21 protein-coding genes are annotated in these 26,533 nt (G+C 50.4%); 12 read left to right on the forward strand and 9 right to left on the reverse strand.

What is annotated here, in order from left to right; translation table 11 throughout:
• Window positions 1-231: 231 nt before the first annotated feature.
• The 5 genes from LX98_RS10360 to malQ form a co-directional block, all read right to left on the reverse strand.
• Window positions 232-999, reverse strand: coding sequence for a CBS domain-containing protein (locus LX98_RS10360; RefSeq protein WP_496428824.1), 768 nt, complete (start codon window positions 997-999; stop codon window positions 232-234).
• A 173-nt stretch (window positions 1,000-1,172) separates the two neighbouring features.
• On the reverse strand, window positions 1,173-2,507 hold the full coding sequence (mgtE, locus tag LX98_RS10365) for a magnesium transporter (RefSeq protein WP_496428825.1): 1,335 nt from the start codon (window positions 2,505-2,507) through the stop codon (window positions 1,173-1,175).
• Window positions 2,504-3,340, reverse strand: coding sequence for a magnesium transporter MgtE N-terminal domain-containing protein (locus LX98_RS10370; RefSeq protein WP_496428826.1), 837 nt, complete (start codon window positions 3,338-3,340; stop codon window positions 2,504-2,506). The genes mgtE and LX98_RS10370 overlap by 4 nt, the downstream gene beginning before the upstream one ends.
• Before the next feature lie 3 nt (window positions 3,341-3,343).
• On the reverse strand, window positions 3,344-4,192 hold the full coding sequence (locus tag LX98_RS10375; RefSeq protein WP_442433934.1) for a mechanosensitive ion channel family protein: 849 nt from the start codon (window positions 4,190-4,192) through the stop codon (window positions 3,344-3,346).
• Between the two features lie 206 nt (window positions 4,193-4,398).
• Window positions 4,399-6,624: a 4-alpha-glucanotransferase gene (malQ, locus tag LX98_RS10380; protein WP_496428827.1), complete on the reverse strand. Its 2,226-nt coding sequence runs from the start codon at window positions 6,622-6,624 to the stop codon at window positions 4,399-4,401.
• Between the two features lie 546 nt (window positions 6,625-7,170).
• On the opposite strand from malQ, the gene LX98_RS10385 reads away from it, so the two are divergent.
• Both LX98_RS10385 and LX98_RS10390 read left to right on the forward strand, forming a co-directional pair.
• Window positions 7,171-7,500, forward strand: coding sequence for a DUF2934 domain-containing protein (locus LX98_RS10385; RefSeq protein ID WP_496428828.1), 330 nt, complete (start codon window positions 7,171-7,173; stop codon window positions 7,498-7,500).
• A gap of 66 nt (window positions 7,501-7,566) precedes the next feature.
• On the forward strand, window positions 7,567-7,794 hold the full coding sequence (locus LX98_RS10390; protein WP_312747012.1) for a YtxH domain-containing protein: 228 nt from the start codon (window positions 7,567-7,569) through the stop codon (window positions 7,792-7,794).
• A 130-nt stretch (window positions 7,795-7,924) separates the two neighbouring features.
• Here LX98_RS10390 and glgX read toward each other — a convergent pair whose 3' ends face one another.
• Window positions 7,925-10,060, reverse strand: coding sequence for a glycogen debranching protein GlgX (gene glgX / locus LX98_RS10395; RefSeq protein WP_496428829.1), 2,136 nt, complete (start codon window positions 10,058-10,060; stop codon window positions 7,925-7,927).
• Window positions 10,061-10,268: 208 nt separating this feature from the next.
• Between glgX and treZ the strand changes: the two genes are divergently transcribed.
• A complete protein-coding gene (gene treZ / locus LX98_RS10400) occupies window positions 10,269-12,146 on the forward strand; it encodes a malto-oligosyltrehalose trehalohydrolase (protein WP_496428830.1) in 1,878 nt (625 codons plus the stop codon).
• Window positions 12,147-12,292: 146 nt separating this feature from the next.
• Here the strand turns inward: treZ and glgB are convergent, their stop codons facing one another.
• Complete coding sequence (gene glgB / locus LX98_RS10405) at window positions 12,293-14,497, reverse strand: 1,4-alpha-glucan branching protein GlgB (RefSeq protein ID WP_496428831.1); 2,205 nt, start codon at window positions 14,495-14,497, stop codon at window positions 12,293-12,295.
• Window positions 14,498-14,553: 56 nt separating this feature from the next.
• Here glgB and LX98_RS10410 point away from each other — a divergent pair, with 56 nt between their 5' ends.
• From LX98_RS10410 to LX98_RS10430, 5 genes are all read left to right on the forward strand, one after another.
• Window positions 14,554-14,835 carry a lipopolysaccharide assembly protein LapA domain-containing protein gene (locus tag LX98_RS10410; RefSeq protein WP_496428832.1) on the forward strand — a complete coding sequence of 94 codons (282 nt, stop codon included), beginning with the start codon at window positions 14,554-14,556 and terminating at the stop codon, window positions 14,833-14,835.
• A 6-nt stretch (window positions 14,836-14,841) separates the two neighbouring features.
• The gene (glgC, locus tag LX98_RS10415; protein WP_496428833.1) at window positions 14,842-16,134 is read left to right on the forward strand and encodes a glucose-1-phosphate adenylyltransferase; all 1,293 of its coding nucleotides are present in this window, start codon (window positions 14,842-14,844) and stop codon (window positions 16,132-16,134) included.
• Between the two features lie 10 nt (window positions 16,135-16,144).
• Window positions 16,145-19,051 (forward strand): malto-oligosyltrehalose synthase, encoded by a 2,907-nt coding sequence (treY, locus tag LX98_RS10420; protein WP_496428834.1) that lies wholly within the window; start codon window positions 16,145-16,147, stop codon window positions 19,049-19,051.
• A gap of 290 nt (window positions 19,052-19,341) precedes the next feature.
• Window positions 19,342-19,650 carry a YtxH domain-containing protein gene (locus LX98_RS10425; RefSeq protein ID WP_496428835.1) on the forward strand — a complete coding sequence of 103 codons (309 nt, stop codon included), beginning with the start codon at window positions 19,342-19,344 and terminating at the stop codon, window positions 19,648-19,650.
• A 157-nt stretch (window positions 19,651-19,807) separates the two neighbouring features.
• Complete coding sequence (locus tag LX98_RS10430; RefSeq protein WP_496428836.1) at window positions 19,808-20,764, forward strand: cation diffusion facilitator family transporter; 957 nt, start codon at window positions 19,808-19,810, stop codon at window positions 20,762-20,764.
• Here LX98_RS10430 and LX98_RS10435 read toward each other — a convergent pair.
• Window positions 20,761-21,303 carry a phosphatase PAP2 family protein gene (locus LX98_RS10435; RefSeq protein WP_496428837.1) on the reverse strand — a complete coding sequence of 181 codons (543 nt, stop codon included), beginning with the start codon at window positions 21,301-21,303 and terminating at the stop codon, window positions 20,761-20,763. The genes LX98_RS10430 and LX98_RS10435 overlap by 4 nt on opposite strands.
• Before the next feature lie 106 nt (window positions 21,304-21,409).
• On the opposite strand from LX98_RS10435, the gene LX98_RS10440 reads away from it, so the two are divergent.
• Window positions 21,410-22,192 (forward strand): TatD family hydrolase, encoded by a 783-nt coding sequence (locus LX98_RS10440; protein ID WP_496428838.1) that lies wholly within the window; start codon window positions 21,410-21,412, stop codon window positions 22,190-22,192.
• Here LX98_RS10440 and LX98_RS10445 read toward each other — a convergent pair.
• On the reverse strand, window positions 22,176-22,721 hold the full coding sequence (locus LX98_RS10445; RefSeq protein ID WP_496428839.1) for an NYN domain-containing protein: 546 nt from the start codon (window positions 22,719-22,721) through the stop codon (window positions 22,176-22,178). The two genes, LX98_RS10440 and LX98_RS10445, sit on opposite strands and share 17 nt — an antisense overlap.
• 138 nt (window positions 22,722-22,859) lie before the next feature.
• Here LX98_RS10445 and LX98_RS10450 point away from each other — a divergent pair, with 138 nt between their 5' ends.
• The 3 genes from LX98_RS10450 (at window position 22,860) to LX98_RS10460 (ending at window position 26,507) form a co-directional block, all read left to right on the forward strand.
• A complete protein-coding gene (locus LX98_RS10450) occupies window positions 22,860-24,104 on the forward strand; it encodes an N-acetylmuramoyl-L-alanine amidase (protein ID WP_496428840.1) in 1,245 nt (414 codons plus the stop codon).
• Window positions 24,105-24,248: 144 nt separating this feature from the next.
• Window positions 24,249-24,983, forward strand: coding sequence for a tRNA pseudouridine(38-40) synthase TruA (gene truA, locus LX98_RS10455; RefSeq protein ID WP_496428841.1), 735 nt, complete (start codon window positions 24,249-24,251; stop codon window positions 24,981-24,983).
• 249 nt (window positions 24,984-25,232) lie between these two features.
• Window positions 25,233-26,507 carry a Glu/Leu/Phe/Val dehydrogenase dimerization domain-containing protein gene (locus tag LX98_RS10460; RefSeq protein ID WP_496428842.1) on the forward strand — a complete coding sequence of 425 codons (1,275 nt, stop codon included), beginning with the start codon at window positions 25,233-25,235 and terminating at the stop codon, window positions 26,505-26,507.
• Window positions 26,508-26,533 lie beyond the last annotated feature (26 nt).

Here is a 26,533-nt window from a genome sequence, read left to right on the forward strand (position 1 = left end):
TCCGATTGACTACAACACAAACTTCCCTAGAGGTCCTTCAGGCAAATTTTTCTCGGCTTACGCTCGCTGCCTCCGAAAGCTTCTTTCAATGACGGATCAAAAGTTTTATGGGAAAATGTGGAACCTTCCTCGAGAAACACGACCACGACAAAACCTGCGTGTGTTCCCGAGGAAGAGAGCCTGGTAGCCCGATGCTAGAAGGCGAGTGATAATCTTTCAGAAGACCAATCTTCAAACAACTCCAGAATAATAACGGATTATATCTGAAACGGAGACTACCCCAACGATCCTGCTACTTTCTGTGACCGCAAGGTGTCTGGTACCTTTTTCTTTCATCAGACGCACGGCTTCGACAATTGGATCACTGGTCTCAACCGTGACTAACGGTTCGCGCATGCAGGTCTTCACTGTGGTGGTAAGGGGGTCTGTTCCGGACGCGACGACCTCTCGAGTCAATTCGGTTTCGGTGATATACCCCAAGTACTCATCTCCGCTTTGAATTAACACCGACCCAATTTTCCATTTTTGAAGGCACTGTCCGACTTCCTGCAAGGTGGCATCCAGCGATACAGATCTCACAGTTTTTGCCATATAATCGGAGACGGTCGGCCCGGACGCTTTCCGTTTCTTGGATTCCTGCGAGAGGGAGGCTCGCCTGGCCTCAAGATCCGCAATAGCGCTTTCCAGCACTCGCTGCCGTTGCCGGACCGTTTCCCGCTGTGAGTGGTGGGTGGTGCCTTCCGGTGCCTCTTCAGAAAGATTCATCAGCCCCGCTGCCTCTCCTAGTTGGGCATATTCATAGGTATCTAAGAGCGGAGAGGAACTGCCTAACGCATCGGCGAGAATGTCTTCTGTCGCGGAATCAAATTCGTTTAATGTGACCGTGGAAGGCTCATCTATCAGGAATTTTTTCAGGATCTCTAACTGTTGACGTATCCGGGAAATATCCTGGTCCAATGTCCCCACCCGATCCGTTTTAGACATCTTCTGTGATCCCATAGAGCCTCCTTTCCTCAATGACATACGATAAAATTGAGAGCAAAAACGATACTACCCTACCCTCAATTAGTAGGCAATCAGAAATTTCCTTGGAAGGAAAATGGGTCCGCGAAAGGCATGGGAGCTTGGGGTTGCGGACATGAAGAGGATCCTGTCCACAAACCGATCAATAATCAGGGTTCCAATAAACTTGAAAGCAAGGTGGCTAGTCCCAAGAAACTGAAAAACCCGACTATATCGGTCACGGTGGTTAACACAATGGAGGAGGATTGTGCCGGATCCTGTTTGAGTGCTTTCAAGGCGATGGGAATGATCGCACCGGATAACCCTGCAATGACCATCGAAATAATCATAGACAAGCCGATGATAAAAACCAATCCCCACGACCGGCTCCACAATCCCACTGCGAGACAGGCTGTCGCAGAAACAGCCAGGCCATTTAAAAATGCGACATAGACTTCCTTCCCGCTGACCCTAAGCCATTGGGATGGTCGAATATCCCGCAGAGCCAACCCGCGAATGACCACAGCGAGGGACTGGGCCCCGGTATTGCCTGACTGCCCGGCGACAATGGGTAGTAAAACAGCCAGAGCGGTAAATTTGGCAATGGTCCCTTCAAACATTCCCACGACGAATGCGGCCAAGAACGCCGTTAACAAATTCAGTTGCAACCACGGCAATCGTTTTCGGACGGAAAACCACACGGGGGAAAGCGCACGCTCATCTTTATTGGCACCCACCATCGTCAGCAGGTCTGCACTCGCATCTTCCTGACTGGCCTTGATAATGGCTTCGTTCCGGACAACGCCTAAGAGCCGGTCGTCCAGATCCACAACCGGAATTGTAAAAAAATGCCGTTCACCAAAGAGTTCGACAATCTCTTCACGCGACTCCAAAGGATGAATGGTGGGAAGATCCTGAACCATAACCGACTGCAATTTTTCTTCCGGATCCACCAGCAACAAGTCACGGACGGAAATCCGGCCCACGAGCTTTTGGGTTCGATCAATGACATAGACATCATGGACATCTTTTTGCGCCCTGATCCGCACCTGGACCATGGCTTCTCGAACCGTGCTTTCTTCCTGCAACACAAAAAATTTGGGATCCATAATACGACCGACGGATTCCTCGGGGTAGGTCATATAGGACCGGATCTCCTGGGCATACCGTTCAGGAACTCTGAAAAGAATTGCCCGTTGCAGATCGTCGTCCAACCGTTGAAACAGGGATGCAGCTAATGACGGCGAGAGATGCGGCACAACCTGTTTCAGCAAATCGGTGGGCATGATCGCCAACGTATCCGCAGCCACGGGAGGAGTAATACAGGCTAGAAGATTCGCCGCATTTTTCGGACTGGTTCCTTGCAGGACTCGCAGAATATCCTCCACCGGATACCCTTCCAGAATTCGTGCGGCTTCCTCATGATGGTTCTGAAAAAATGCCTCGTTGAGGAGATGCCCACGTCCCCGAACCTTCGTACTCCTCTGCGTGGTCAGATCCCTCACCCTATTTTGTTCCGTTCTTGTAGCGTCTCCGCCACATCGGTCATTAAGCGAATGCCGGTTAACGAATAGACTTCCCAAAGTTGCATGAGCGAATCACTTACCGACCCCAACGGGGCCTTGCCTCCGACATCTTTCTCAATCCTGCGTAACATGCGATATCGCAGGGCTCCAAAAAATGTTCCCCATCGATCCACCACCGGCAAGGTATGAAACCGGCTCCACTCAGAATGTTTGAGAATTTCTTCCAGGTTGGCTTCTGCTGATAAGGTGGTGATTTGGGTTTCCATCAATGTTCCGACTAAATGATCAGACCGGTCAATCAGCAGTTGCCTCAATGTGATGACACCTTCCAATTTACTATCGCGATCGATGACGTAGACATAGTACATGGCTTTCTGGCCATAGGTACGAATACGGTCGATGGCCTCTTCGACGGCAATATCAGGTGGGAGGGTGAACACCTGAGGATCCGCTAAACTTCCGGCCGTGTTGGGCGAATACCGCAAAGCACGGCGAAGGGTAGCTCCCATGGGATCATCTAACCGGTCCAACACGTCCTGACGAACAGGTTCCTCAAATTGTCGAAGAACCCCGATTGCGGATGTGGCATTCATGGCGCCTAAGACATTTGCTCCAAGATCTTTCGAAAGCTCTTCGATAATTTTGGCTGTGGACACCGGCAAACAATGCTCTAAAACACCAGCGATTTCTTCCCCAGGTAAGGCCTCCAGGAGCGAAGCCGCTTCATGAGGATCCAGCGATTCCAAATGACGAGCCGCTTCCACGGGATGGGCCTGCAAATAGCCCAGCGTCAGCCGATGTTCGAGTTCCATATGCTAATGCTCGGGATGGGTAATGACGGCTGTTGATTCGGTCACCTGAGTCGCAGGAACGATGACCCGGCCTTCCCGGGTTTCTAACACGACCGAAATTGGTGTGACTGCAACCACGGTTCCTTGATTTTCTCCAATTTTTACGGTCATGCCTACTCGAACCATTGATCCTAAATAATGGGCGGCAATGAGATTGGCCACAGCCGTTCGTGACCCTAACCCAAACGACAATGCCGCACCCCCGATTAATCCTGCTAAGAGGATAACAATGGTATTGTTCAACAATTCCGTATTAATCCCGAGTGCGTCAATGGCCGTCACCACAATCAACAACACGACCGCCACATAGACGGCTTGGGCCACCATGGTCCCGTGGGTAATTCCTGCCGAACTACACGTCATAGTAATCAACTCACGAACAAAATTCGCGGCAATTAAACCCAGAACCAGCACCAACACCGCAATCCCGACTTTGGGAATATAATAGGCAATACTCGTCAAGGCATCCGAGACCATCGTCAAGCTGAGGGTGTCGGACGCTTGAATGAGAAAAACCAGGAAAATAATCCAAAAACCAATCATCCCCAAAATTTCAGAACTTTTCTGCTTGGTTCCTGATCGCTCCAATAAGGTTTGCACGGCAGTTCGACTCAGCAATCGGTCAAACCCCATCAATTGCAACAAGCGGGTCACCACGACAGAAACCAGCCTGGCTAGCACATAACCAAGGCCCAACAACATGCACGCCAAAATCAGGGTTGGCAAATAGGCAACAATTTGAGCCAGGCTCGCGGTAACCGCGTCAGTTAAGCCATCCACCCACCCGGCCATCGTCAACTTTTTCTCTTGCATATGAAGGATCGTCCTCTCTTCGGTATCGACCTAACTTAGACGAAACGCCTTGTTTTCCCCATCAGACCCGATGGGCATCGGACCACGCCAATCGTTGATCATAGTATCCTCCTACACATCACGCAACTGACATTCCGGCAGGGCACCGTATTTGACTCATGGGATACAATCTGCCTTTCCATCCTTCTACTAAGCGCTCAGGAAACCTATTCCCTGCCTATTTGGTGCCTACGTCCACCTTTCCGTCGTTCACGCTGCATCGCCTTAGTAAAGCTCAGGATGGACGGATCATTGAGCCAAGCAGTCAAGTCTCGCCCGATCCGCACACGCCAGGAAGGATAAACTGATTCCGGTGCTCCAGGTAGATTAGGCGTATCAAGCTCCGCCAACAAATCTTCAAGCTGGACGATGAGCAGGCGCGAGGGTGTCCTGGCTAAATACCGGTACATGGCTTGAAGCATATCGTCCGAAAGATTAGGGGGAATTGGCTCGCTAGAACAGAGGCCCTCCCGATGTAAGGCCTCCCACAATTGTTTCCGATCATTCGCTCGCTGCTGCCAGTCTTGCTGGCAATTTTTTTTTCTGAGATATATCCCCCCTGCTTGCTTAATCATGATATCTCGTCCAACCCAAAAACCTTTGAGCGTAGGTAGGTCATGTGTTGTTGCGGCCACAAGCGCCTGCTCAGGATAGGCATGTGGAAGGGTCATCTCCCCCCCATTTTCTCGTTCAAAAAATAGCAGGCGATAGGATAAAAGCCCGGCGGCATCTAGTTTTTCCCGAATGACAGGAGTGACCGCACCCAGGTCTTCCCCAACCACCATCACTTTTTGTCGCACACTTTCTAAAGCCAGGACCGCCAATATTTCATCCACATAGGTCTTGACATACACGCCATCCTTTCCTGTTCCGCCTTGGGGAACCCAGAACATTCGAAACAGCCCCAAGGCATGGTCAATTCTGAGGACACCTCCATGTCGCATATTTTGCCGTAAGGTTTCTCGAAGAAAGCGATAGCCATCTTCCCGCAATCGAACTGGATTGGGAACAACCAGTCCCCAACTTTGTCCATTGAGACTAAAGGAGTCCGGCGGGGCGCCAACGGTAATGTCTGAGGCAAGCTGACCTTGAAAGACCCAGGCATCGGCTCCCTCGGGATGAATACCAACCGGTAGATCGTGATACAGCCGGAACGACAACGAATGTTTCTTCGCAACACGATCGAGGTTCTGTAATTGCAACTCACATAACCATTGAACATATTGATGAAATTGGATCCGGGTAGCATGGGATCGTTGAAACGCTTCCACATCAGGTGACTGGGGATGCCGAAAGGAGTTCGGCCAGGTACGCCAAGCCCCCGTTCCCAGCCGCTCCATCAAAGCCTGAAATGTACAAAACATTGTCAGATGGGGATTGAACCCGGACACAAATCTGGTAAATGCCCTTCCACGTGCCGTGAGGTGCTTAGGCTGAAGATGGTGTCGTCGAAACACTCGGAAAAGTTCTTCGAGAATGGTCCATTTCAGTTTCCCTACGGCCTCATAATCGACCAGTGGACTCTCCCGAAACTGTTGGAGGAGACGCTGGAATTTGACACTCTTGGCCTTCTGACGAAGCCCCGCAGACGTCCGCCACTCCTCCACCCCTTCCAGGTTCAAGTACAGAGGGCTCCAGAAGAGACGGCTGGACGGGGAATAGGGGCTCGTTAATCCCACCGCCGGGATATGAAGAGGATTGACTCCAATGGTGGCCACTCCCCAACGAGTCCCCGCCACCTTCATGACCTCTTCTAAATCTCGAAAATCCCCAATTCCCCAGTTTCTGTGTGACCGTAACCCATAGAGTTGGAGCGAAATTCCCCAAGCCCGTTTGGGTGAAGGGGGGAGATAACATTTCTTGGGTGCCACTATGAGCAGAGCCTGTCCCTCCACTATTCGCTCTGCATGCAGCTTTACACGGACCAAAAGACGGAAATATCCGAGTGAAAAACTTTCCGAAAGAGGAAAATGAACCTGGACATATCTCACACCATGGATCGTCTTCTCGGATGTCACCTTGCCCCTGGATCCTGGCAGAGATAGGCGCCGGCTGCCCCCCTTCTCATCCGTCACCTGGATGACAAGGGAAACCTTCTTCAAACTGATGTCCCCAAGAGGAAGAGACAGAGCCAACATGAACGGAGCATCAGAAGGATACCGCACCACAACTGAATCAATGACCTGTGTCCAGGTTCGGGAATCCGCATGAGCAAGCGAGTCAAGAATGTCCTTCTTCGATGAGGCCTTCACTCCCATGCTTGTCAGGACTTGTTGAAGATGAGGCACGGTAACCTGCCGCTCTACACCTAAACCATCACAATAAACCGGTTCGATGCCATACAGCCGGCCTAATTGCCAAATCGGCTTCGTGGCAGGTTCATAGTTATTCATCGTTGTCATTCAACAAAGATACTCTTCGTGATGGCAGTTGTTGCAGAAACCGCTACTAACCATTCCTCTTTCTCAGCTTTGTTGCATCCGGGTCATGAGAGTGTCTTGCTTATGGACCATGCATCCACCATATTTGGTTCGGCACTTCAGATCCAAAGATTTTCTCAATCATCCACTCTGAGAAAGTCTCTCTCTCCCTTCCCAACGGTTTCTTCCCTCCCTTAACACTTTTTCGTTGTAATTGTACGGGAAGAGCCATCTTGTGTCTTCTATAAACCTCGTTGTTAACTTCTGAAAATACCGGTCCGCAAAACCCAAATTTGCCGCGTTCCATACACACCTGATTCTTTCCATGGGAACGGTTCCACCCACTCCCAGGAAAAACGCCTTTTCGTCCTTTCACAACACGGCGATAGCCTCGAAAAAAAGCAAAACCTCGCCCCACAGCTTGGACGAAGAGCCCAAATTCCGGTACAATCAAACAATAAATGAGTCGGAATGGAGTCCCTCAAAAGTCAGACAAGCAGAGGAGCTGAGAAAGGAAACATGCCTCCTAAAACACCAGATGAAAAACCGAAGAAAAAACCGTCCACCACAAAAAAAACGACACCTGTAGCCAAGACGGCAAAAAAACCCAGCAGCAAATCTGGGGGTTCACCTACGACTAAACGCCCGGGTTCTCAGGCCATTCACAAGGAGCCCGAAGTCTCCTATCCCGGTCCCTCAATGGCCCTTTCCGAAGAATTGCGAGAACGTATTGCCCAACGCGCTTATGAAATTCATCACGGTCGCGGAGGCCAGCATGGCAGTGATTGGGAAGATTGGCTTCAAGCCGAGCGTGAGATACTCTTGCAACAGCCTCCGCCACCATTGTAGACAAGTGGAATTTTGATTGCTGAACACTATTACTCACTGACTTCACACGAATGGAGGGCATCTCACATGGATAACGACACTCGATATGTTTTGCTCGCTGGAGTTTCCCTTATGGTCGGAGTGGTTCTCGGAACCGGACTTGGTCTGTTAATGGCTCCCCAGTCGGGATCCCGGACCCGTCGCCAGTTAAAAAATATGATGGAAGACGCCAGCGAACGGGCCGGAGAATTTGCAGAAGATGCCAAAGAAGCGGTCACCGGCATGGTTGAGCGCAGCAAGAAATTTGTCGTCTAGCGGACTGAGGCCAGATGTGCCGTGTTCTCCTCAAGGCCTATGTCGCATCGTGCCCTTGGCCAGTTGGTGATTCGTTACTGTGGACAACCGTTACATAGGGCCAAAGGTTAGGTAGCCATGACGTGATTCGTCACGATTTCGGGGTTCGGAACAAGGCCAGCCCTCGAGAAATTAAATGATAGGGTTGGCCTCCCTTCAATAATTTCGAATGCTTGGGATTCTTCTTGTCAACCGGTACAGCGGTGTCAAATTCCAACTCCCACCGCACCGACTTGGTATGAGCAGGAAGTATGAATTCCACATCCTCATGATGGGCGTTTATCAATACTAAAAACGTCTCATCCACAATCGGTCGCCCTTGACTATCTTTCTCTACGATGGCATCCCCGGCCAACCGTATTCCCAAGGTTCGATGCCCCATCTGCCAATCTTCATGGGACATTTCTTTTCCATGCGATCCGAACCAGGCCACATCCTTCACTTCCGAATCTTCTATCCGGCGCCCTTGAAAAAACCTTCGCCGTTGAAACACCGGATGGGTTTTTTTTATGTCAATGAGCATCTTCACGAAGTCCAGCAATCCGAGTTGGGATCGCGTCAGGTTCCAATTCACCCAACTCAACTCGTTATCCTGACAATAGGCGTTATTATTCCCTTGTTGCGTACGACCTAATTCATCCCCGCCACAGATCATCGGTACTCCCTGGGATAACAATAAGGTTGCGAAAAAATTCCGGACCTGGCGGTCACGCAACTCCTGAATCGCGGGATCCTCCGTCGGGCCTTCCACACCACAATTCCAACTATCATTATCATCGGTTCCATCCCGATTTCCTTCCTGATTGTCTTCATTATGCTTGTGGTCATACGACACCAAATCCTGGAGGGTAAATCCGTCATGAGCGGTCACAAAATTGATACTGGCATAGGGTTGTCGTCCACTCTCTCCGTAGAGATCGCTGCTCCCGGACCAACGATTGGCGATTTCCCCAAGCAACCCACCATCTCCCTTCCAATACCGGCGAATGGAATCGCGGTATTTCCCATTCCACTCGGCCCAGCCAGGAGGAAAATTTCCCACCTGATAGCCGCCTTCTCCCAGATCCCAGGGTTCGGCGATCAGCTTCACCTGTGACAACACCGGATCCTGGTGAATGATGTCAAAAAAGGCGCTGAGTCGATCCACATCATGTAATTCCCGTGCCAGCGCGGATGCCAGGTCAAACCGGAAACCATCCACATGCATATCATTTACCCAATACCGCAAACTGTCCATGATCAACTGCAAGGTCCGTGGATGTCGGACATTCAACGTATTTCCACAGCCGGTGTAATCCATGTAATAGCGTGGATTGTCCGGTGACACTCGATAATAGGAGGCGTTATCAATCCCCCGGAATGATAACGTCGGCCCGAAGTGGTTCCCTTCTCCGGTATGGTTATAGACCACATCAAGAATGACTTCGATGCCGGAACTATGAAGTTTTCTGACCATGGATTTGAACTCATCGACCTTTTCTCCTCCACCGGGGAAGGCCGAATACCGGATGTCAGGTGCAAAATATCCGATGGAGTTGTACCCCCAATAATTCGTGAGGCCCTTCTCTTTCAGATAGAGATCATTCACAAAATGGTGAACCGGCAACAATTCCACAGCGGTAATTCCCAGCGATTGCAAATACTCAAGAATCGCCGGAGACGCTAAGCCTGCATAGGTTCCCCTCAGGGCTTCAGGAACATCCGGATGCCGCATCGTCATTCCCTTGACGTGGGCTTCATAGATGACCGTCTGCTCCCAGGGAATATTCAGACGTTGGTCTCCTCCCCAGCTAAAAGCCTGGTCGACGACCACCCCTTTAGGAATGTTTGCCGCATTGTTCCGATCATCGAATGACAGGTCACCTGCCGGATCGCCAAGACGGTAACCAAACATGGAATCGGACCATCGCACAACACCCGTCAAGGATTTCGCATAGGGATCGATAAGAAGCTTGGCAGGATTAAACCGGTGCCCAGCCCCGGGATCATAGGGCCCATGCACCCGATATCCATAGAGTTGGCCGGGACGCACCTCAGGTAAATATACATGCCAGACTTGATCAGTTCGTTCCTCTATAGGAATCCGGTGGGTTTCCTGTTCCTGAATCTCATTATCAAACAGACAAAGATCCACACCCGTTGCATTTTCGGAAAACAGTGCAAAATTGACTCCCTGCCCGTCCCATGTGGCACCGAGCGGGTATGATCGACCTGGCCAAATTCTCATAAAATTCTGGTCTCCTGGATGTGGGGTTTCGAATATCGAGAATAGCGGGGGACGATAATACAGCATATCTCAAAATGGGGCAAACCTCATCAGACGCATCTGCCGTTCGATATACAGCTCGTCGGCTTTTTTGTTAAACTTTCATTCATATCCCATCCCTCATCAGCCAACAATCTAATCGGAAAATACCATCAGGGAGGCACCACGTTTGGAAAAATTAGAGGCAGTAGGATGGCAATTAGACCTGGGCGCCTCATATATCGACTCCTCATCCGTGGAGTTTCGGGTGTGGGCACCCAATGCCCAGTCGGTGGCCGTCAAAATCACAGGAAGTACCGGGGAAGCGACCCCCCTTAGCCAGGAATCCTTGGGATATTGGAAAGGCACCGTGCAAGACCTTTCTCCAGGCACCCGCTATCAATATGTATTAAATCACGCCATTGAACGCCCTGATCCGGCTTCCCGATCACAACCGGACGGCGTTCACGGTCCCTCGGAAATTATCAATCCTCTGGCATTTTCCTGGACGGATACAGCTTGGCGTGGCCTGCCCCTCGATCAATACATCATCTATGAGCTCCATACCGGCACCTTCACACAGGACGGAACCTTTGATGCCATCATCAGCCGTCTGCCATATTTGCGTGACCAGATTGGCATCACTGCCATTGAACTCTTGCCGGTGGCGCAATGTCCTGGGTCCAGAAACTGGGGATACGATGGAACCTTTCTCTTTGCTCCGCAACACAACTATGGTGGACCCGATGGCCTCAAGCGATTGGTCAATGCCTGTCATGCAGCCGGTCTCGCGGTGATTATGGACGTGGTCTACAACCACCTGGGTCCGGAAGGAAATTACCTTGGTGATTTTGGTCCATACTTTACCGACACCTATAAAACCCCATGGGGGAGCGCCCTCAACTACGATGGACCCGATAGTGATGCTGTCAGACATTTTATGATCAGCAATGCGGTCTATTGGATTCATGAATATCACATTGATGCGTTACGCCTAGATGCGATTCACGGCATTTTCGATTTCAGCGCCAAGCATCTTCTTCAGGACATCGGGGAAGCCGTTCATACGGAGGGAAAACGGCTCGGGCGCCAGGTTCAGGTCATTGCCGAAAGCGATCTAAATGATGTCCGCATCATTTCGCCTCCCTCACGAGGGGGATATGGGTTGGACGGGCAATGGAGCGATGACTTTCATCATGCCCTGCATGCGCTGCTCACAAATGAGCGTAAGGGCTACTACGAAGACTTTGGACAACTCAAAGACCTGGGTAAGGCCATACGGGAAGGCGTGGTCTATTCAGGACAATATTCTCCACATCGGCGACGGAAACATGGCAATTCCTTTAAATCCTGCTCACCAACACAACTTGTGGTATGCGCCCAAAATCATGATCAAATCGGCAATCGCGCACAGGGAGACCGACTCAGTAGCTTGGTGAGTTTTGAAGCCCTTAAAGTCGCCAATGCTACCGTGCTGCTCTCACCATATCTTCCTCTTTTATATATGGGAGAAGAATACGGCGAAACCGCTCCTTTTTTGTATTTCATCGACCATGGGGATCCTGCGTTAATTGAAGCCGTCCGACAGGGGAGGGCCAGGGAATTTGCCGCGTTTGGATGGACGGACATTCCTGATCCCTATGCTCAAGAAACCTTCGATCGTTCTACCATTCATCCGTGTCTTGAGACCAATCCCCAACAACACGCCCACGCGCAGTGGTGCCAGGCGTTGATTCACCTGCGCAAATCTATTCCCGCATTGGGCACCGGAGCGAAAGGCCACAGAATCCAGATTGGGTCACATGCGAAAAGTCAATTGCTGATCATTCATCGCCGTGCTAAACAGGGCCCCGAGGCACTGGTCCTCCTGGGGTATCACCACAAGGCCTCCTTAGCGTTAGTCAAGCTTCCAAAAGGGAATTGGGAATCCCGCCTGGATAGTGGAACCTTCGCCGCTGGCGATCGGGAAGAACTCCTGGCTCCCTCCAACCTATCCGTTCAGAATGTGGAGCAGGTTTCTCTCAAGCTTCCACCCTATCCGGCCTGGGTTTTTCTGAAATCTGACTAGGTTCAGGTGAAGATCATGAGGGCGAGCATACGGATAAGGATCGCTCCCTCTCTGTCCGGGATGATAAAATGTCGTTGTTGGCTCACCATCCCAACCTAATCGAAAAGGAAGAGGAAGAACAGCCATTTCACAGAGATCTTAAAAGCCTAAACAGGCTTAAAAAAGACTGCGGCTAAAGGCGGAAGGGTAATCACTACAGAAAACGGCTGGCCATGCCAAGGCATGTCTTCGGCCTGTACACCTCCAGCATTCCCCATATTACTTCCACCGTACGCCTCAGAGTCACTGTTCAAAAGCTCTCGATAATATCCGGCGGTGGGCACACCCATTCGATATGTTTCCCGAGGCACAGGGGTGAGGTTCAGGGCACAGACTACAATATCGGAAGGATCTTTTGCGCGCCTGAAATACGTGAGCGTCGAATGATCACTGTCATGAAGATCGATCCACTGAAACCCCGTCCAATCATAGTCAACCTGATGGAGCGCGGCTTGTGAAGCATATAATCGATTGAGATCAGCGACATAACGCTGGAGACCCTGATGCCGATCATACTCAAGTAGATGCCATTGAAGGCTATCATCATGGTTCCATTCCCACCATTGGCCGATCTCGCATCCCATAAAGAGCATTTTCTTTCCAGGATGCCCCCACATGTGTCCATACAAGGCCCGCAAATTGGCAAATCGCTGCCATTCGTCCCCGGGCATTTTATCCAGGAGCGATTTCTTGCCATGGACCACTTCATCATGAGAAAGCGGGAGGACAAAGTTTTCGGTAAAGGCATAGACTAATCCAAAGGTCACATTATGTTGATGAAACCTCCGATAAATAGGATCCAGACTAAAATAATCCAGGGTATCGTGCATCCACCCCATATTCCATTTAAACGTAAATCCCAACCCTCCGACATAAGTCGGCTTGGAGACCCCAGGCCATGCCGTGGATTCTTCGGCAATCATCACAATGCCGGGATGTTCCTGATGAGCCACGGTATTGAGCTCTTTCAAAAATTCCACTGCTTCAAGATTCTCTCTGCCTCCGAATTTATTGGGAATCCATTCGCCGGATTTTCGGGCATAATCGAGATAGAGCATCGATGCCACGGCATCTACCCGAAGGCCATCAATGTGGTACCGGTCAAACCAGCTGAGTGCGCTATTGATCAGAAAGTTTTTGACTTCGGTCCGACCGTAATTAAAAATTCGGCTATTCCATTCCGGATGAAATCCGAGCCGCGGGTCCGAATGGTCATACAAATTTGTCCCATCAAACCAGGCCAAGCCATGGGGGTCTTCCGGAAAGTGCGCAGGAGCCCAATCCATCAGGACCCCGATTCCGGCCTGATGACAGGCGTCCACAAAAGCCATAAACTCGGCAGGAGTGCCAAACCGGCTTGTGGGTGCAAAATACCCGGTGGCCTGATACCCCCAAGACCCGTCAAAGGGATGTTCCGTCACCGGCATCAGCTCAATGTGGGTAAACCCCATGTCCTTCACATAGGGAATGAGGGTTTCGGATAATTCTGAGTAGGTCAGCCATCGAGACCCTTCCTCTGGGACACGTCTCCAGGATCCCAAGTGCACCTCATAGATTGACCAAGGGTGAGCGAGGGGATCCCAATTGCGCCTGGATCCCATCCACTCATTGTCCCGCCATACATATCCCGAAAGATCACGAACAACAGAGGCCGTTTTGGGTCGTAATTCAGCAGAGGAAGCGTACGGGTCGGCTTTCAAAAACGGGGCATCCCCATTTTGCGGTAGAATTTCGAATTTATACACCGCACCATCATTCATATCAGGAATGAATAACTCCCAAATGCCACCACCTCCACGACTTCTCATCGGATGCCGACGCCCATCCCATTCATTGAAGTCTCCGACCACGCTGACTCGTTTGGCATTGGGTGCCCACACAGCAAAGTTGACCCCCGGAACATCCTGATGGGTGCAAACTTGCGCCCCAAGCTGTTCATAGCCTCTATATAGCTTGCCCTCACCGAACAAATGTAAATCAAAATCTGAAATACGCGGAAGAAACGCATAGGGGTCGTGACGTTGACTGGATTTTCCCTGCCGATCGACAATGCGAAATTGGTAATCCGTCCCCAAAGAATGCCCCTCCCATCGAGCTTCAAAAACTCCAGCAGGATGCACGAGCTTCATAGGAATAGGGGTGTTGCCATTTCGGCCGGGAAGCACCGCAACTTCGGCAGCGTCAGGCAGAAAAGCCCTGATGCAAACACCAGAAGAATCCGTCGATTCCCCGCGATGGGGACCCAACACGGAAAAAGGATCCCATTCAGTGGCAGAAACCAGACGTTGAAAACGATTTGAGAGCGTTGGCATTGCCAATGACTCCTTTCTGTGTTAATTAACACCATCCTAACATAACAAAAGGGACTATGTATTCTGCACTGTTAGCCTTGCTGCTTCTGTTGTTCTTTGCGGTTGCTTTTTCAATACAAAACTCCGAACCCATTATTCTGAACTTTTTCGCCTGGACCTTTCAAGGGTCCCGGGCCCTGATGTTGCTCTCAGCTTTGGCATTAGGTGTCGGCCTAACCGTACTAGCTGCATTGCCCATCTATATAAAAAAAATCCGCCTGATCGCCAAGCAACAAAAAACAATTACGACACTGGAACAATCCATCGCCCAGTTCACCAATCCTCCGTCCAACACCTAAATCGGTATGAAAAGCTCTTCCGGACCTCGCCGCAAAAAAATCATTGAACGGACGCCACAAAAAATCCTTGCCATGATCATGGCCGGTGGCAAAGGGGAACGGCTCATGCCGTTAACGGAACAACGAAGTAAGCCGTCTGTGCCGTTTGCCGGCACCTATCGTATTGTCGATTTTGTCCTCAGCAATTTTATTAATTCCGGCATTCAGTCCATGTACGTGTTGGTGCAATACCGTTCACAATCCCTGATTGAACACCTGCGAAGGGCCTGGCGCTTTGGTGGCACCAACCGACAAAACTTTATTACGGTCGTCCCTCCTCAGATGAAGGGACGCGGCAAATGGTATGAGGGGACAGCGGATGCCGTCTATCAAAATATTAATCTTATCCAGGATTTTGCGCCAGGATTGGTGGCCGTCTTCGGAGCCGATCATATTTACCGGATGGATGTGCGGCAGATGATCCAATTTCACCTTGACCAGGAAGCGGATGTGACCGTCGCGTCGCTTCCCGTTCCGATTCAGGCGGCAAAGGGGTTCGGAATTGTCGAAGTCAATGCCGACCATCAAATTATCGGATTTGAGGAAAAGCCGGCCTCTCCCAAATCCATGCCAGAAAATTCCGGGATGGCGTTTAGTTCGATGGGAAATTATATTTTTAACGCCGACATTCTTGTGAAAATCCTGGAACAAGATGCCAGTCAAGCTGGCACGCACGATTTTGGCAGGAACATTATTCCGTCGCTTATCAAATCTCACCGGGTCCTCGCTTATGACTTTATGGAAAATGTGGTTCCCGGCATCCATCCTTACGAAGAATGGGGATACTGGCGCGATGTGGGAACCCTGGAGGCCTATTGGCAAGCGAACATGGATATATTGGGAGAGTCGCCGATCCTTGACTTACGAAATGTCAAATGGCCTATTCTCACCGATGCGTCCGTTGAACCCGTTGCCAGTCTAGTCCGATCCCACATGGATGATGCCATGGTCGGCCAAGGCAGCCTCGTCGTAGACAGTACGGTGAGACGTTCCATTATTGGACGCAATGTCAGAATCGGAGAAGGCTGTACCATTGAAGAATCGATTATTCTTGATGGGACACTCATTGGCTCCAATTGCCATCTCCATCGTTGTATCATTGACCGATTTAACATCATCTCGTCCGGAACCACACTAGGCGACAAACAGGGACGAGACAGTCGACGATCCGCAGCCGGGAAGCTCGGCCTCACTCTCTTCCCTCGTGGACAATCATATGGCGGACGGGCCATCCATTCCTCACCCTCCTCTTTAACATAAAGGAGGGAGCATGACTCCTCTGCCTCTGCACATTCCGCTCTCGACCTATCGCCTTCAATTTAACGCGTCATTCACATTCCAGGATGCCTCTCGCATTCTCCCTTATTTGTCTCAACTCGGCATTACCGACTGCTACGCCTCTCCCTATCTGAAAGCCACTCCAGGGAGCACTCATGGATACGACGTGGTCGATCCCACGGAATTGAATCCGGAGATTGGAACGGAGGCCGACTATCAGGCATTTATCCAAGCACTCCACCAACATGGCATGGGTCAGATACTGGACGTCGTCCCGAATCATATGGGGATAGCCGCGTCGACAAATCTTTGGTGGCAGGATGTCTTGGAAAATGGTCCTTCTTCACATTACGCCACATTTTTCGATATTGACTGGACACCGGTGAAACCGGAATTAGAAAACAAGGTACTTCTTCCCATTCTTGGTGATCAATACGGCATTGTTCTTGAAAACCAGGAAATCATCCTCCACTATGACGACGGGCAATTTTTCCTCACTTACTATGAAAATCGTCTGCCCATTGATCCCTGCACTTGGAGTACCATTCTGACCTTCAGGCAAGACACTCTCAACCAGAGCCTGGAAAATCCTGATCCGCACTTGCATGAATACCAAAGCATTATCACCGCTCTTTCCCATTTGCCGGCCAGAACCGAGACGGAGGCCGAGCGGGTTGCCGAACGATACCGGGAGAAAGAGGTGATCCGCCGCCGCCTCTCCACGGTGATTGCCGACAATTCAACTATTCGCGATTTTCTGCTGGAGAACATTCGCTTACTGAATGGCATGAAGAACTCTCCCCGCACATTCGATGTCCTCGACCGCCTGGTGAGTCACCAAGCCTATCGCCTGGCCTATTGGCGGGTCGCTGCTGAAGAAATAAATTATCGCCGGTTTTTTGACATTAACCAATTGGCGGCCATTCGCATGGAGCAACCAGAAGTCTTCCAAGCGGCCCATCAAAAAATATTTGAATTATTAACATCCGGTGCCGTGAATGGACTGCGAATCGATCATGTCGACGGGCTGTATAATCCAAGAGCCTTTCTGGACCAATGGCAACAATGGGCGGCTGAGCACTTGGAGGTGCAGGCCGACACCCGAGGCCGCTCCCTCTATCTTCTCGTTGAAAAAATCCTGGGTACAGATGAACGTCTCACTTCCGATTGGCTGTGCCATGGCACAACTGGATACGACTACCTTGCCCTCGTCAATCAATTATTCATCCAGGAAACCCACCAACGACAGATCGAACAGATCTACAGCCGATTTACCAAACAGTCGCTCCACTATGACGATCTGATCTACGACTGCAAAAACCTCATCATGACCAGTTCCATGTCAGGAGAAATCAATGCCTTAGGGCATCAGCTGAATGTCCTCTCCGAGCGAAACCGGCGCTCACGGGACTTTACGCTCAATAGTCTGATCCATGCGATCCGCGAAATCATTGCCTGTTTCCCGGTATATCGAACCTATATTGGACCCGATCCTCTCGAAGGCGTCCTGGATCGTGATCGCGCGTATATTCGGCTGGCGGTGGCCCGGGCTAAACGGCGCAATCCTGCCATCAGTAACCTGGTCTTCGATTTTATCCGCGATCTTCTTTTGAGAATTCCCCAGAATTCACCGGATCTTGATTGGGAGGTGATTCGCCCGTTTGTCATGAAATTCCAGCAAACGACCAGCCCGGTCACCGCGAAAGGCGTTGAAGATACCGCCTTCTATTGTTACAACCGCCTCACATCTCTCAATGAAGTCGGTGGCGAGCCGCAACACTTTGGGGTCCCGCTTACAACATTTCATCAATACATGCAGGATCGGGCCATCCAATGGCCGGCAAGTCTCTCCTCCACATCCACCCATGACACGAAACGCAGCGAGGATGTCCGGGCCCGAATCAATGTATTGTCGGAAATTCCCAAAGAATGGCGGCAGCATCTTCGAACATGGAATCGGCTGAACAAAAAAGCCAAACAAAGACTCAATGATCAACTGGCCCCGAGCTTGAATGAAGAATATTTGATTTACCAGACACTGCTCGGCACCTGGCCATTGGGTGGTCTCTCTGAACCGGCTCAACCTCAATTCTTGGGGCGCATGCAGGGGTATATGGTTAAAGCCTTACGGGAAGCGAAAGTAAACACCAGCTGGTTAAACCCCGACGAAGCCTGGGAAACCGCCGTTGGGGAATTTCTTTCCCGCATTCTTTCTCTCAGGTCTTCAAATGTCTTTCTTCAAGATTTCATCCCCTTTCAACAACGGATTGCCAAATATGGCATCTATAATTCTCTAAGTCAGGTCCTTATTAAAATCCTTGCTCCCGGTGTCCCCGATTTTTATCAAGGCACGGAGCTTTGGGATTTCAGTCTGGTCGACCCAGACAACCGACAACCCGTGGATTACCTCTTCAGACAACAACGGCTGTCCCAATTACAACACTTGCAACAGACCACTGCTCCTCTCGACCTTGTCCATACGTTATTACAGGATGCGGAAAGCGGCCTGATCAAAATGTATTTGACCACTACCGCGCTTCATATCCGGAAGAGCCACCCCCAACTGTTTCTGGAAGGATCGTATCTGCCCCTGGAATTCAAGGGGGAACAGGCCCATCATGTGTGCGGATTCATGAGACAAAATCACTCACATACCTGTTTGGTCATCTTGCCACGACTGTTAACGACGCTTATCCCCGACCAGACCATCAGTCCGCTCGGCGAATCCATATGGGGACAAACTTCGATGCGGCTCCCTCCGGAATTCGCGACCCACACGTTTCGTAATCTCTTGACCCAAGAAATTGTCACTCCACAAAATGGCCCGAGCATGGTAGGATTACCCCTAGGAATGCTTTTTCAACATTTTCCTTTTGCCCTATTGGAGCCCGCCTCATGACTATGAGCAATTTGAACACGGCACACGCTGCGGACCAAGAATCATACTCTGATCAGTCCACACCGGAGGGAGGATTGGGCTGGGAGGGACATGTCCATTTTTCTGGAGACGTCCCACTATGGAAACGGGTTTTGGACACATGGCCTGAACTCCGAACGGGCTTATCCTACAGTCTTATCTTTGCCTCTGGAGTTCTCTTGGGAGGAGCCATCATGGCAATGGCCTCATCGAAGATTCATGAGGACCAGTCATAACAATCAAACAAAGCATTACGAGGGAGGAATTTCACGATGGATGAACATACGACGCAAGGCGACTCATGTTGGGTTAATACATTTGTCTTCATTGCAGGATTTCTATTGGGCGCCGGTAGCGCCATACTTCTGACCCCTGAGGCAGGGACTCACGTGCGTGACCGATTGGCACGAGGTGCGAAGACCGCACAGGACGAATTTTCAGATATGGCTTCTCAAACAAAAGAGGCCGTGCATGTCTGGTCTGAAGAGGCCAAAAAAACCATGAAACAGGCGGCTACTCGAGTCAACTCCGCTGTGGATGCCACCAAACAGGCCGTCAAAACCGACTCCTTCGACGTGTAAATATCGCACCCGCCGCCTAGAAGGGAGGGGGGACTTCCCCCTTCACCATTCTCAACCTCGCAAGTGCCGGGATCGCTCCATTCCGTTTGTGATAAGACGAAGGAAGCCTTGCCTCTTCCCATTGTCCAGAATTGAGATTCATGCGAGAGTAGATCCTATGACACCTTCAGAGTTGAACGCCTCCCCACTCACGTATCGTCTTAAGCTGGGCCTCGTCCTCAACGGCATTATCATTCTCGCTGAATTCATCGGCGGTTATGCGATCAATAGTCTTGGACTCATGGGCGATGCCGGGCACAATTTGATCGATCAAGGCTCTCTCTTATTAGCCTTGTATGCACATATTCTGGCCACCCAACCCGCCACGGAACATCGGACGTTTGGCTACCACCGCGCCGGAACCATTGCGGCGTTTCTCAATAGCCTTTTGTTAATTTTCACAGGGGGAATTATTGGAGTGTTGGCTCTCGACCGGATGTTTTCACCGGTTGACGTACCTGGCTTTTGGGTGATGGTGATCGCCGGTATCAGCTTGATCGCCAATCTGGCCGTCGCCCTGTTATTGCGTCGTGGAGCCGAAGATGACCTGAATATTCGCGGGGCTTTTCTTCATATGGTGATGGATGCCTGGATGTCTCTTGGCGTCATCATCGCCGGGTTGGGGATCGTCCTGACCGGTTTCACCATTTTAGATCCTCTAATCAGCCTGCTCATCGTCATCATTATTGTGAAAGGCAGTTGGCCACTCTTTCGTGAGTCGCTGGATATTTTATTGGAATCGACGCCCCCTCACCTCAAAACATCAGATATTGTGGCTACCATTGAAAACGTTCCTGGTGTCAGAAAAGTTCATGATCTCCATATCTGGTCGGTTGAACCACGCATTGTGATGTTGACGTGTCACGTGTTGGTCGACACCGAGGCGGTTCCCGATAAAGATCAACTACTCCAGCCCATTCAATCAACACTCTCTTCGAAATTTGGCATTCATCACTTAACCATTCAATTGGAAACCGAATGCCAGGAGCAAGAGGACCTGCATTGCAATCTCAGTTACCTGACGAACGGCTCAACTGGCGCAGAACCCATACCTCCTCATCTGCACCATCATTAACTCACAAGGGGTTTCCTTCGAAACACCCGCGTCTTGAGTAAAAATCCCACCCCACCTCCTAACAGCGCCCCAAGGCCAACCCCGACCAACACGTCTGTAACATAATGCGCACCCAGAAACACACGGGACAATCCAATCAGGCCAAGGAGTGGCCACAATACCCACCCTAACGCGGGATAGAGCATGACAAGAAAGCTAATAGCCGTGCTTGAATTCAACGCGTGATTGGACGGCATACTAAAAGCCCCCCCACACCCGACTAATTCATGAATGTGCTCGAGAACCTGGCAAGGCCGTGGACGACCAATCAAGACTTTCATCTGGCCACCCAGGAAATCACTCAAGCCGATAAGGAGCCCTAAACAGGGAATCGCGAGTCTGGCTTCGCCCCATTTCATCCACCCCCAATACCCCACGAGCAAGATGCCAGGAATCACCAGATTGCTTTCCTGCGACACTTGAAGCATGAACCAATCCAAACCAGCAAACTGACCGGCCCACCCATTAATCGACGCAAACCATAATTCATCAATACTCATCGTTGTCCCGTACCTATTCCGTACTTGTCCTCAGCGGACACAATATCCTGCAAGAAATTGGACGGATATGATAAGGTACAGTTTTTTAACAAGAAAGGCCTTTTTCATGCTGATCGATACTCATGTTCATTTGGACGATCCCCGTTATGACCCAGATCGAGACGCTATATTTCAACGTGCCCAGGAAGCCGGTGTTGAAAAGTTTGTCACTATTGGATGCGATCTTTCTACAAGTCATGCAGCCGTGCAATTAGCCACAAGCCGACCCAATGTGTATGCCACCATCGGGGTCCACCCCCATGAAGTAAAACGCATTGAGTCCAATTGGTATGCGGAATTCAGGCGACTGGCCCAGCAACCAAAGGTAGTCGCCTTCGGCGAAATCGGGCTTGATTATCATTACGATCACTCTCCTCGAGAAACACAACGCCAACGATTTCGTGAACAAATTGAATTGGCGCAATCACTCTCCCTTCCACTGGTAATTCACACACGTGAAGCCCAAGAGGATACGATATCAATCCTGCAAGATGCACATGCCGAAAAGGTGGGCGGCGTCTTTCATTGTTTTTCAGAGGATCTGGCATTTGCCAAACGTGCTTTGGACCTGGGCTTTCTTCTCTCATTTTCAGGAATTATCACCTTTCGCAATGCCTCTCAGTTACATGAAGTGATTCGCACGGTCCCCGATGACCGGTTGCTCATTGAAACCGATGCCCCATATCTGACCCCCGTGCCGTTTCGAGGAAAACGTAACGAATCGTCCTATGTCACCTATGTGGCAGAACAGATTGCGAAAATTAAATATGGTGACTCTGACACAGGATTGGCACGAGTAGCCGAACTGACCACCAATAATGCCTGTCAGCTATTTAAAATTTCTTCATGATCCGATTGCGTTGACGCAACTTCTTGGGAAGTTTTCGGGGATTGCCCTTCTTCTCCTTGGATCGGACCGGCTCCTCATCACTATCCTTTCGGGAGAGTCCCCCTCGGGATCGACTTACCGGTGATCCTTGAATACCGGAAGTAGCCAGGCGTGTAACAAATTCTTGAGACCTGATCGAAAACGCCCCAAAAGCTTTCGCAACCGCTATCACTTCAAGATCCGAAGAGACGACTGCGGCCCCTTTCCCATGGCTCCGGATAAAATCCTGAATCACCCCATCTGCCTTTTCACCCTGGCCTGTATAAATAACTGTCACACCATTTCGGTGGATGACCTGCCGACTGGCTCCCGATTGTTGCCAGGCATCAAAAACTAAGGTGATCAGATTGTTGAGTTTGTGCCCATACAAGCCTACCCGCACAATAAACTCCTCTCGGCGATGCTCCCCCTGTTCAACAACCCGATAGGGCGGGAGCCCCATTGCGCCCAACACATTATATCCGTCGATGATCAAATGTTTCGGTGCCACGGTGGTTCCTTCACGATGCGATGCATGATTTACCCATAATGATGGAGTCTACCCGCAATAGGACCTGCTTCGAAAGCGCTTCTTCCCTTGACAAGAAGGCGATCTTCTGCGAAAAAAGAGAGGAACGGTTTACTATCTATGCCTTCCATCCGAATGATATCCCTTTATTCCTGCATCGGCATAGTGTTCCTGTTGGGATCTCTTCCCCTGGCTGGGGGAGCAACAGAAACTCGACCATTCGCCGGCGATGAAGCCCAACCACTGATTCATCTTATTGCACAATCACCCCCGTCAACCTCCATTCGCAATATTCGAGCTCATCGCCATAAAAACTATACCCGTGTGGTATTAGACCTCACTCGTTCCGTCCATCCAGCGCCCCAAGAGCACCAAACGGCCACAACATTTGAATTGGAACTTCCCAACACCAAATTTGCGAATCCTGCCGTTACCAAATCAACAGCAGATTCCCTTCCTTTGCAATTGGGCCTTTCCACCACTTCTTCCGGATCCATTCTTCTCACCATACCCATTGACGGCTGGAAACGCTATAAATGGTATGTCCTCAAAAATCCTGCTCGAATCGTTCTTGACTTGTATCCCATAACTGAGGCGTCATCTCTCGCCCGTGCGCCGGAGAGGAGCACACCGGGTTCTCCAGTGGTTCCTCCGCCAACTCCACCACCGCCTGTCGTAAAAAAAGATCTGGTGATCGTGATTGATCCGGGACACGGAGGAAAAGACCCTGGGGCCTTGGGACGCAAAGGCACGAGAGAAAAGGATGTGGTTTTACATGTGGCGAATCATCTGCGAGATCTGCTCGCCAAGGAAGGTTCCACGAAAGTCTTCATGACTCGGGAAACGGATGTCTTCATCGAATTGGAAGATCGGGCAGCGTTCGCCAATACGCACAAGGCGGATCTTTTCGTTTCGATTCACATTAATTCCCATTCCCAGAGTTCCGTGAAAGGTTTGGAATTCTATCATTTTGGTGAAGCCAGTGACCCACGAGCACTTGCTGTTGCTGCACGGGAAAATGGCACTCCTCTTGAAAAAAATGCTGCACCCTGGCAATTTATCCTTGCCGATAAACTTAATGATAAAAAAATTGATGATTCCCGTGAGTTAGCATGGACAACCAAAAATTCCCTGGTGAAATTTTTGGATAACTTTTATAAAATCAAGGATCATGGAATTAAAACAGCTCCATTTTTTGTGCTACGGATGACTACCATGCCTGCCATCTTGGCGGAGATTGCCTTTATCTCCAATCCAACGGAAGAAAAGCTTTTACAAAGTTCTACCTATCAAAAGCGAGTGGCCGAGGGCATATTTAAGGGACTACAATCCTACATCACCCCTTTACAAACCGCTTCCCGATAGCCGGGACTGTCCCCGCCTTCTTCAATTGGCTTCCTCTGGCCTCACGCTCCCATAACGATCAGCACACTGTCATCTCATGATTTCCACGTCCATAGCTTTCATGACGCCGAAGCCCGTTTCGTCATCCTCATTCCCCTTCGAACCATGGCCACCATTAAACTAATAATCGAATATGACGGCACGGCTTACGTTGGATGGCAACGACAACCCAATCAGCCGACCATACAAGCCGCACTAGAAACTGCGCTCACACGCATCACCCAACAACACATTTCTGTCATCGCTGCTGGACGAACCGACGCTGGCGTTCATGCCCGTGGACAAGTCGTCAGCTTTCAATCTGACAGACCCATTCCAATTCATAAGTGGAGACTCGCAATTAATAGCGCCCTTCCGCACGACATTTCTGTCCTGTCGAGTGAAGAGGTTCCTGAATCGTTTCATGCTCGCTATAGTGCAAAAGAAAAATTGTACGAATATCGAATCTCCAGACATCCCGCCCGCCCGGCTATCGATCGGAATCGTGTCTGGCACCTACCCTATGACCTGGACATCCCGGCCATGAGGCAGGCCCTGTCTGGATTGATAGGTTGTCATGACTTCACCTCATTTCAAGGCCCCCATGCCAGTACTTCGGATCCCATGTGCGTCGTGTCCCAAGTTTCCCTCAGTTCGAATCTCATGTCCCTGATCATTCAGATTCAGGCTAATCGATTCCTGAAGCAAATGGTTCGGGCAATTATTGGCACGCTGACTGAAGTCGGACGACACAAAAGATCACCGGATTCCATTCAAGATATTCTTCAGGCTAAAGACCGACGGGCTGCAGGAGAAACCGCTCCTCCCCAAGGGCTTTATCTCCTTCAGGTGTTCTACTAAACCCTCACGAAGATATAAAAAACCCTGCCAGGAATCCTGCCGAATGGCCCATCTGGACCGTTTGGCATTCCCGCAATAGGCCACGGACCGCACAAGCCTTTTAGGATTTTTTTTTTAATTCCATAGGTAGCTGACTATTTATCCCTCAGAAGGCATAAACTTTTTCCAGGGAAAGAAACTACTTACGCTGAAATTCCTGATATACTTAAGAATCGGGACTTCAACTTTCCATCTCACCGGATAGCTCGTATGAACACTGACTTGGCTCCAGAATTTAACCATCCAACATTCCGCTTGGCTGTGGCCCAATTTGATCAGGCGGCCCATCATATGAATCTGGACTCAGGCCTACTCGATCGGCTCAAAGCCCCTCAACGGTCTCTCTGCGTCAGCATCCCTGTCCGGATGGATAACGGAAAGGTTCAAGTCTTCCGTGGTTATCGAGTGCATCATGATGTAGCCCGCGGCCCCACAAAAGGCGGCATTCGCTATCATCCCGATGTCAGCCTTGGAGAAGTCGCGGCCTTGGCAATGTGGATGACCTGGAAAACGGCGTTAGCGGGGTTGCCGTTTGGTGGAGCCAAAGGAGGAGTCGCCGTCAACCCCTCGCTTCTTTCACCAGCTGAGTTAGAAGGCATAACTCGACGCTACATCGCAGAAATTTTTCCCTTATTGGGACCGGACAAAGATATCCCTGCCCCGGATATTGGCACGAATCAGCAAGTCATGGGATGGGTAATGGATACCTTCAGTCAGCAGGTGGGGTTTACCGTCCGTGGTGTTGTTACGGGCAAACCCCTTTCAATTGGAGGCACCCTGGGCAGAGAAGAAGCGACGGGTCGTGGTGTGGTGGATGTCACATTGGAAGTTTTACGTCATTTTGGTCTGTCCACTTCAGACACGACCGTAGTTATCCAAGGGTTTGGGAATGTCGGATCCCATACTGCACGAATTCTTCATCAGGAAGGCGTAAAAATACTGGCCATCAGCGATCAGATGGGCGGGTTGTATAATCAAAAAGGTCTGGATATTCCAGGCATTCTCTCTCACTTGGCCACCGAGAAAGCGTCGATTCCTTCTCTCACGCAATTTGGTGAGCAGATTATGAACGACGATTTACTCCTGCTACCCTGCCATGTGCTCATTCCAGCTGCCGTATCTGAACAAATCACCGTCAATAACGCATCGCGCCTTCAATGCCAATACCTGATCGAGGCAGCTAACGGCCCAACAACTCTCGAAGCAGATGCCATTTTGCAGGAACGAGGAATTTTTGTTGTCCCGGATATTCTTGCCAATGCCGGCGGAGTCATCGTCTCATATTTTGAATGGGTACAGGACGCCCAACGATTTTCGTGGCAGGAATCGGATATCCACAGCCGACTCAGGAACATCATCACCGCGGCTTTTCACCGCATACTCTATCATGCGGAGGAGAAAAAACTGACAATGCGAACCGCCGCATTGATCGCAGGAATTGAGGAAGTGGCTCAAGCCCACCAATGCCGGGGGTTATATCCCTGATTCCACCGCCTTCCTGGACCTGTCTA

Source organism: Nitrospira marina, assembly GCF_059568365.1.

Bases quoted from the DNA above. Each gene is read 5' to 3' on its own strand.
- glgB (WP_496428831.1), bottom strand. From the start codon at position 14,497: ATGCCAACGCTCTCAAATCGTTTTCAACGTCTGGTTTCTGCCACTGAA.
- glgC (WP_496428833.1), top strand. From the start codon at position 14,842: ATGAAAAGCTCTTCCGGACCTCGCCGCAAAAAAATCATTGAACGGACG.
- LX98_RS10360 (WP_496428824.1), bottom strand. From the start codon at position 999: ATGGGATCACAGAAGATGTCTAAAACGGATCGGGTGGGGACATTGGAC.
- LX98_RS10410 (WP_496428832.1), top strand. From the start codon at position 14,554: ATGTATTCTGCACTGTTAGCCTTGCTGCTTCTGTTGTTCTTTGCGGTT.
- LX98_RS10425 (WP_496428835.1), top strand. From the start codon at position 19,342: ATGGATGAACATACGACGCAAGGCGACTCATGTTGGGTTAATACATTT.
- LX98_RS10385 (WP_496428828.1), top strand. From the start codon at position 7,171: ATGCCTCCTAAAACACCAGATGAAAAACCGAAGAAAAAACCGTCCACC.
- malQ (WP_496428827.1), bottom strand. From the start codon at position 6,624: ATGAATAACTATGAACCTGCCACGAAGCCGATTTGGCAATTAGGCCGG.
- LX98_RS10370 (WP_496428826.1), bottom strand. From the start codon at position 3,340: ATGGAACTCGAACATCGGCTGACGCTGGGCTATTTGCAGGCCCATCCC.
- treY (WP_496428834.1), top strand. From the start codon at position 16,145: ATGACTCCTCTGCCTCTGCACATTCCGCTCTCGACCTATCGCCTTCAA.
- LX98_RS10440 (WP_496428838.1), top strand. From the start codon at position 21,410: ATGCTGATCGATACTCATGTTCATTTGGACGATCCCCGTTATGACCCA.
- LX98_RS10375 (WP_442433934.1), bottom strand. From the start codon at position 4,192: ATGCAAGAGAAAAAGTTGACGATGGCCGGGTGGGTGGATGGCTTAACT.
- LX98_RS10435 (WP_496428837.1), bottom strand. From the start codon at position 21,303: ATGAGTATTGATGAATTATGGTTTGCGTCGATTAATGGGTGGGCCGGT.
- truA (WP_496428841.1), top strand. From the start codon at position 24,249: ATGGCCACCATTAAACTAATAATCGAATATGACGGCACGGCTTACGTT.
- LX98_RS10390 (WP_312747012.1), top strand. From the start codon at position 7,567: ATGGATAACGACACTCGATATGTTTTGCTCGCTGGAGTTTCCCTTATG.
- glgX (WP_496428829.1), bottom strand. From the start codon at position 10,060: ATGAGAATTTGGCCAGGTCGATCATACCCGCTCGGTGCCACATGGGAC.
- LX98_RS10450 (WP_496428840.1), top strand. From the start codon at position 22,860: ATGCCTTCCATCCGAATGATATCCCTTTATTCCTGCATCGGCATAGTG.
- LX98_RS10430 (WP_496428836.1), top strand. From the start codon at position 19,808: ATGACACCTTCAGAGTTGAACGCCTCCCCACTCACGTATCGTCTTAAG.
- LX98_RS10460 (WP_496428842.1), top strand. From the start codon at position 25,233: ATGAACACTGACTTGGCTCCAGAATTTAACCATCCAACATTCCGCTTG.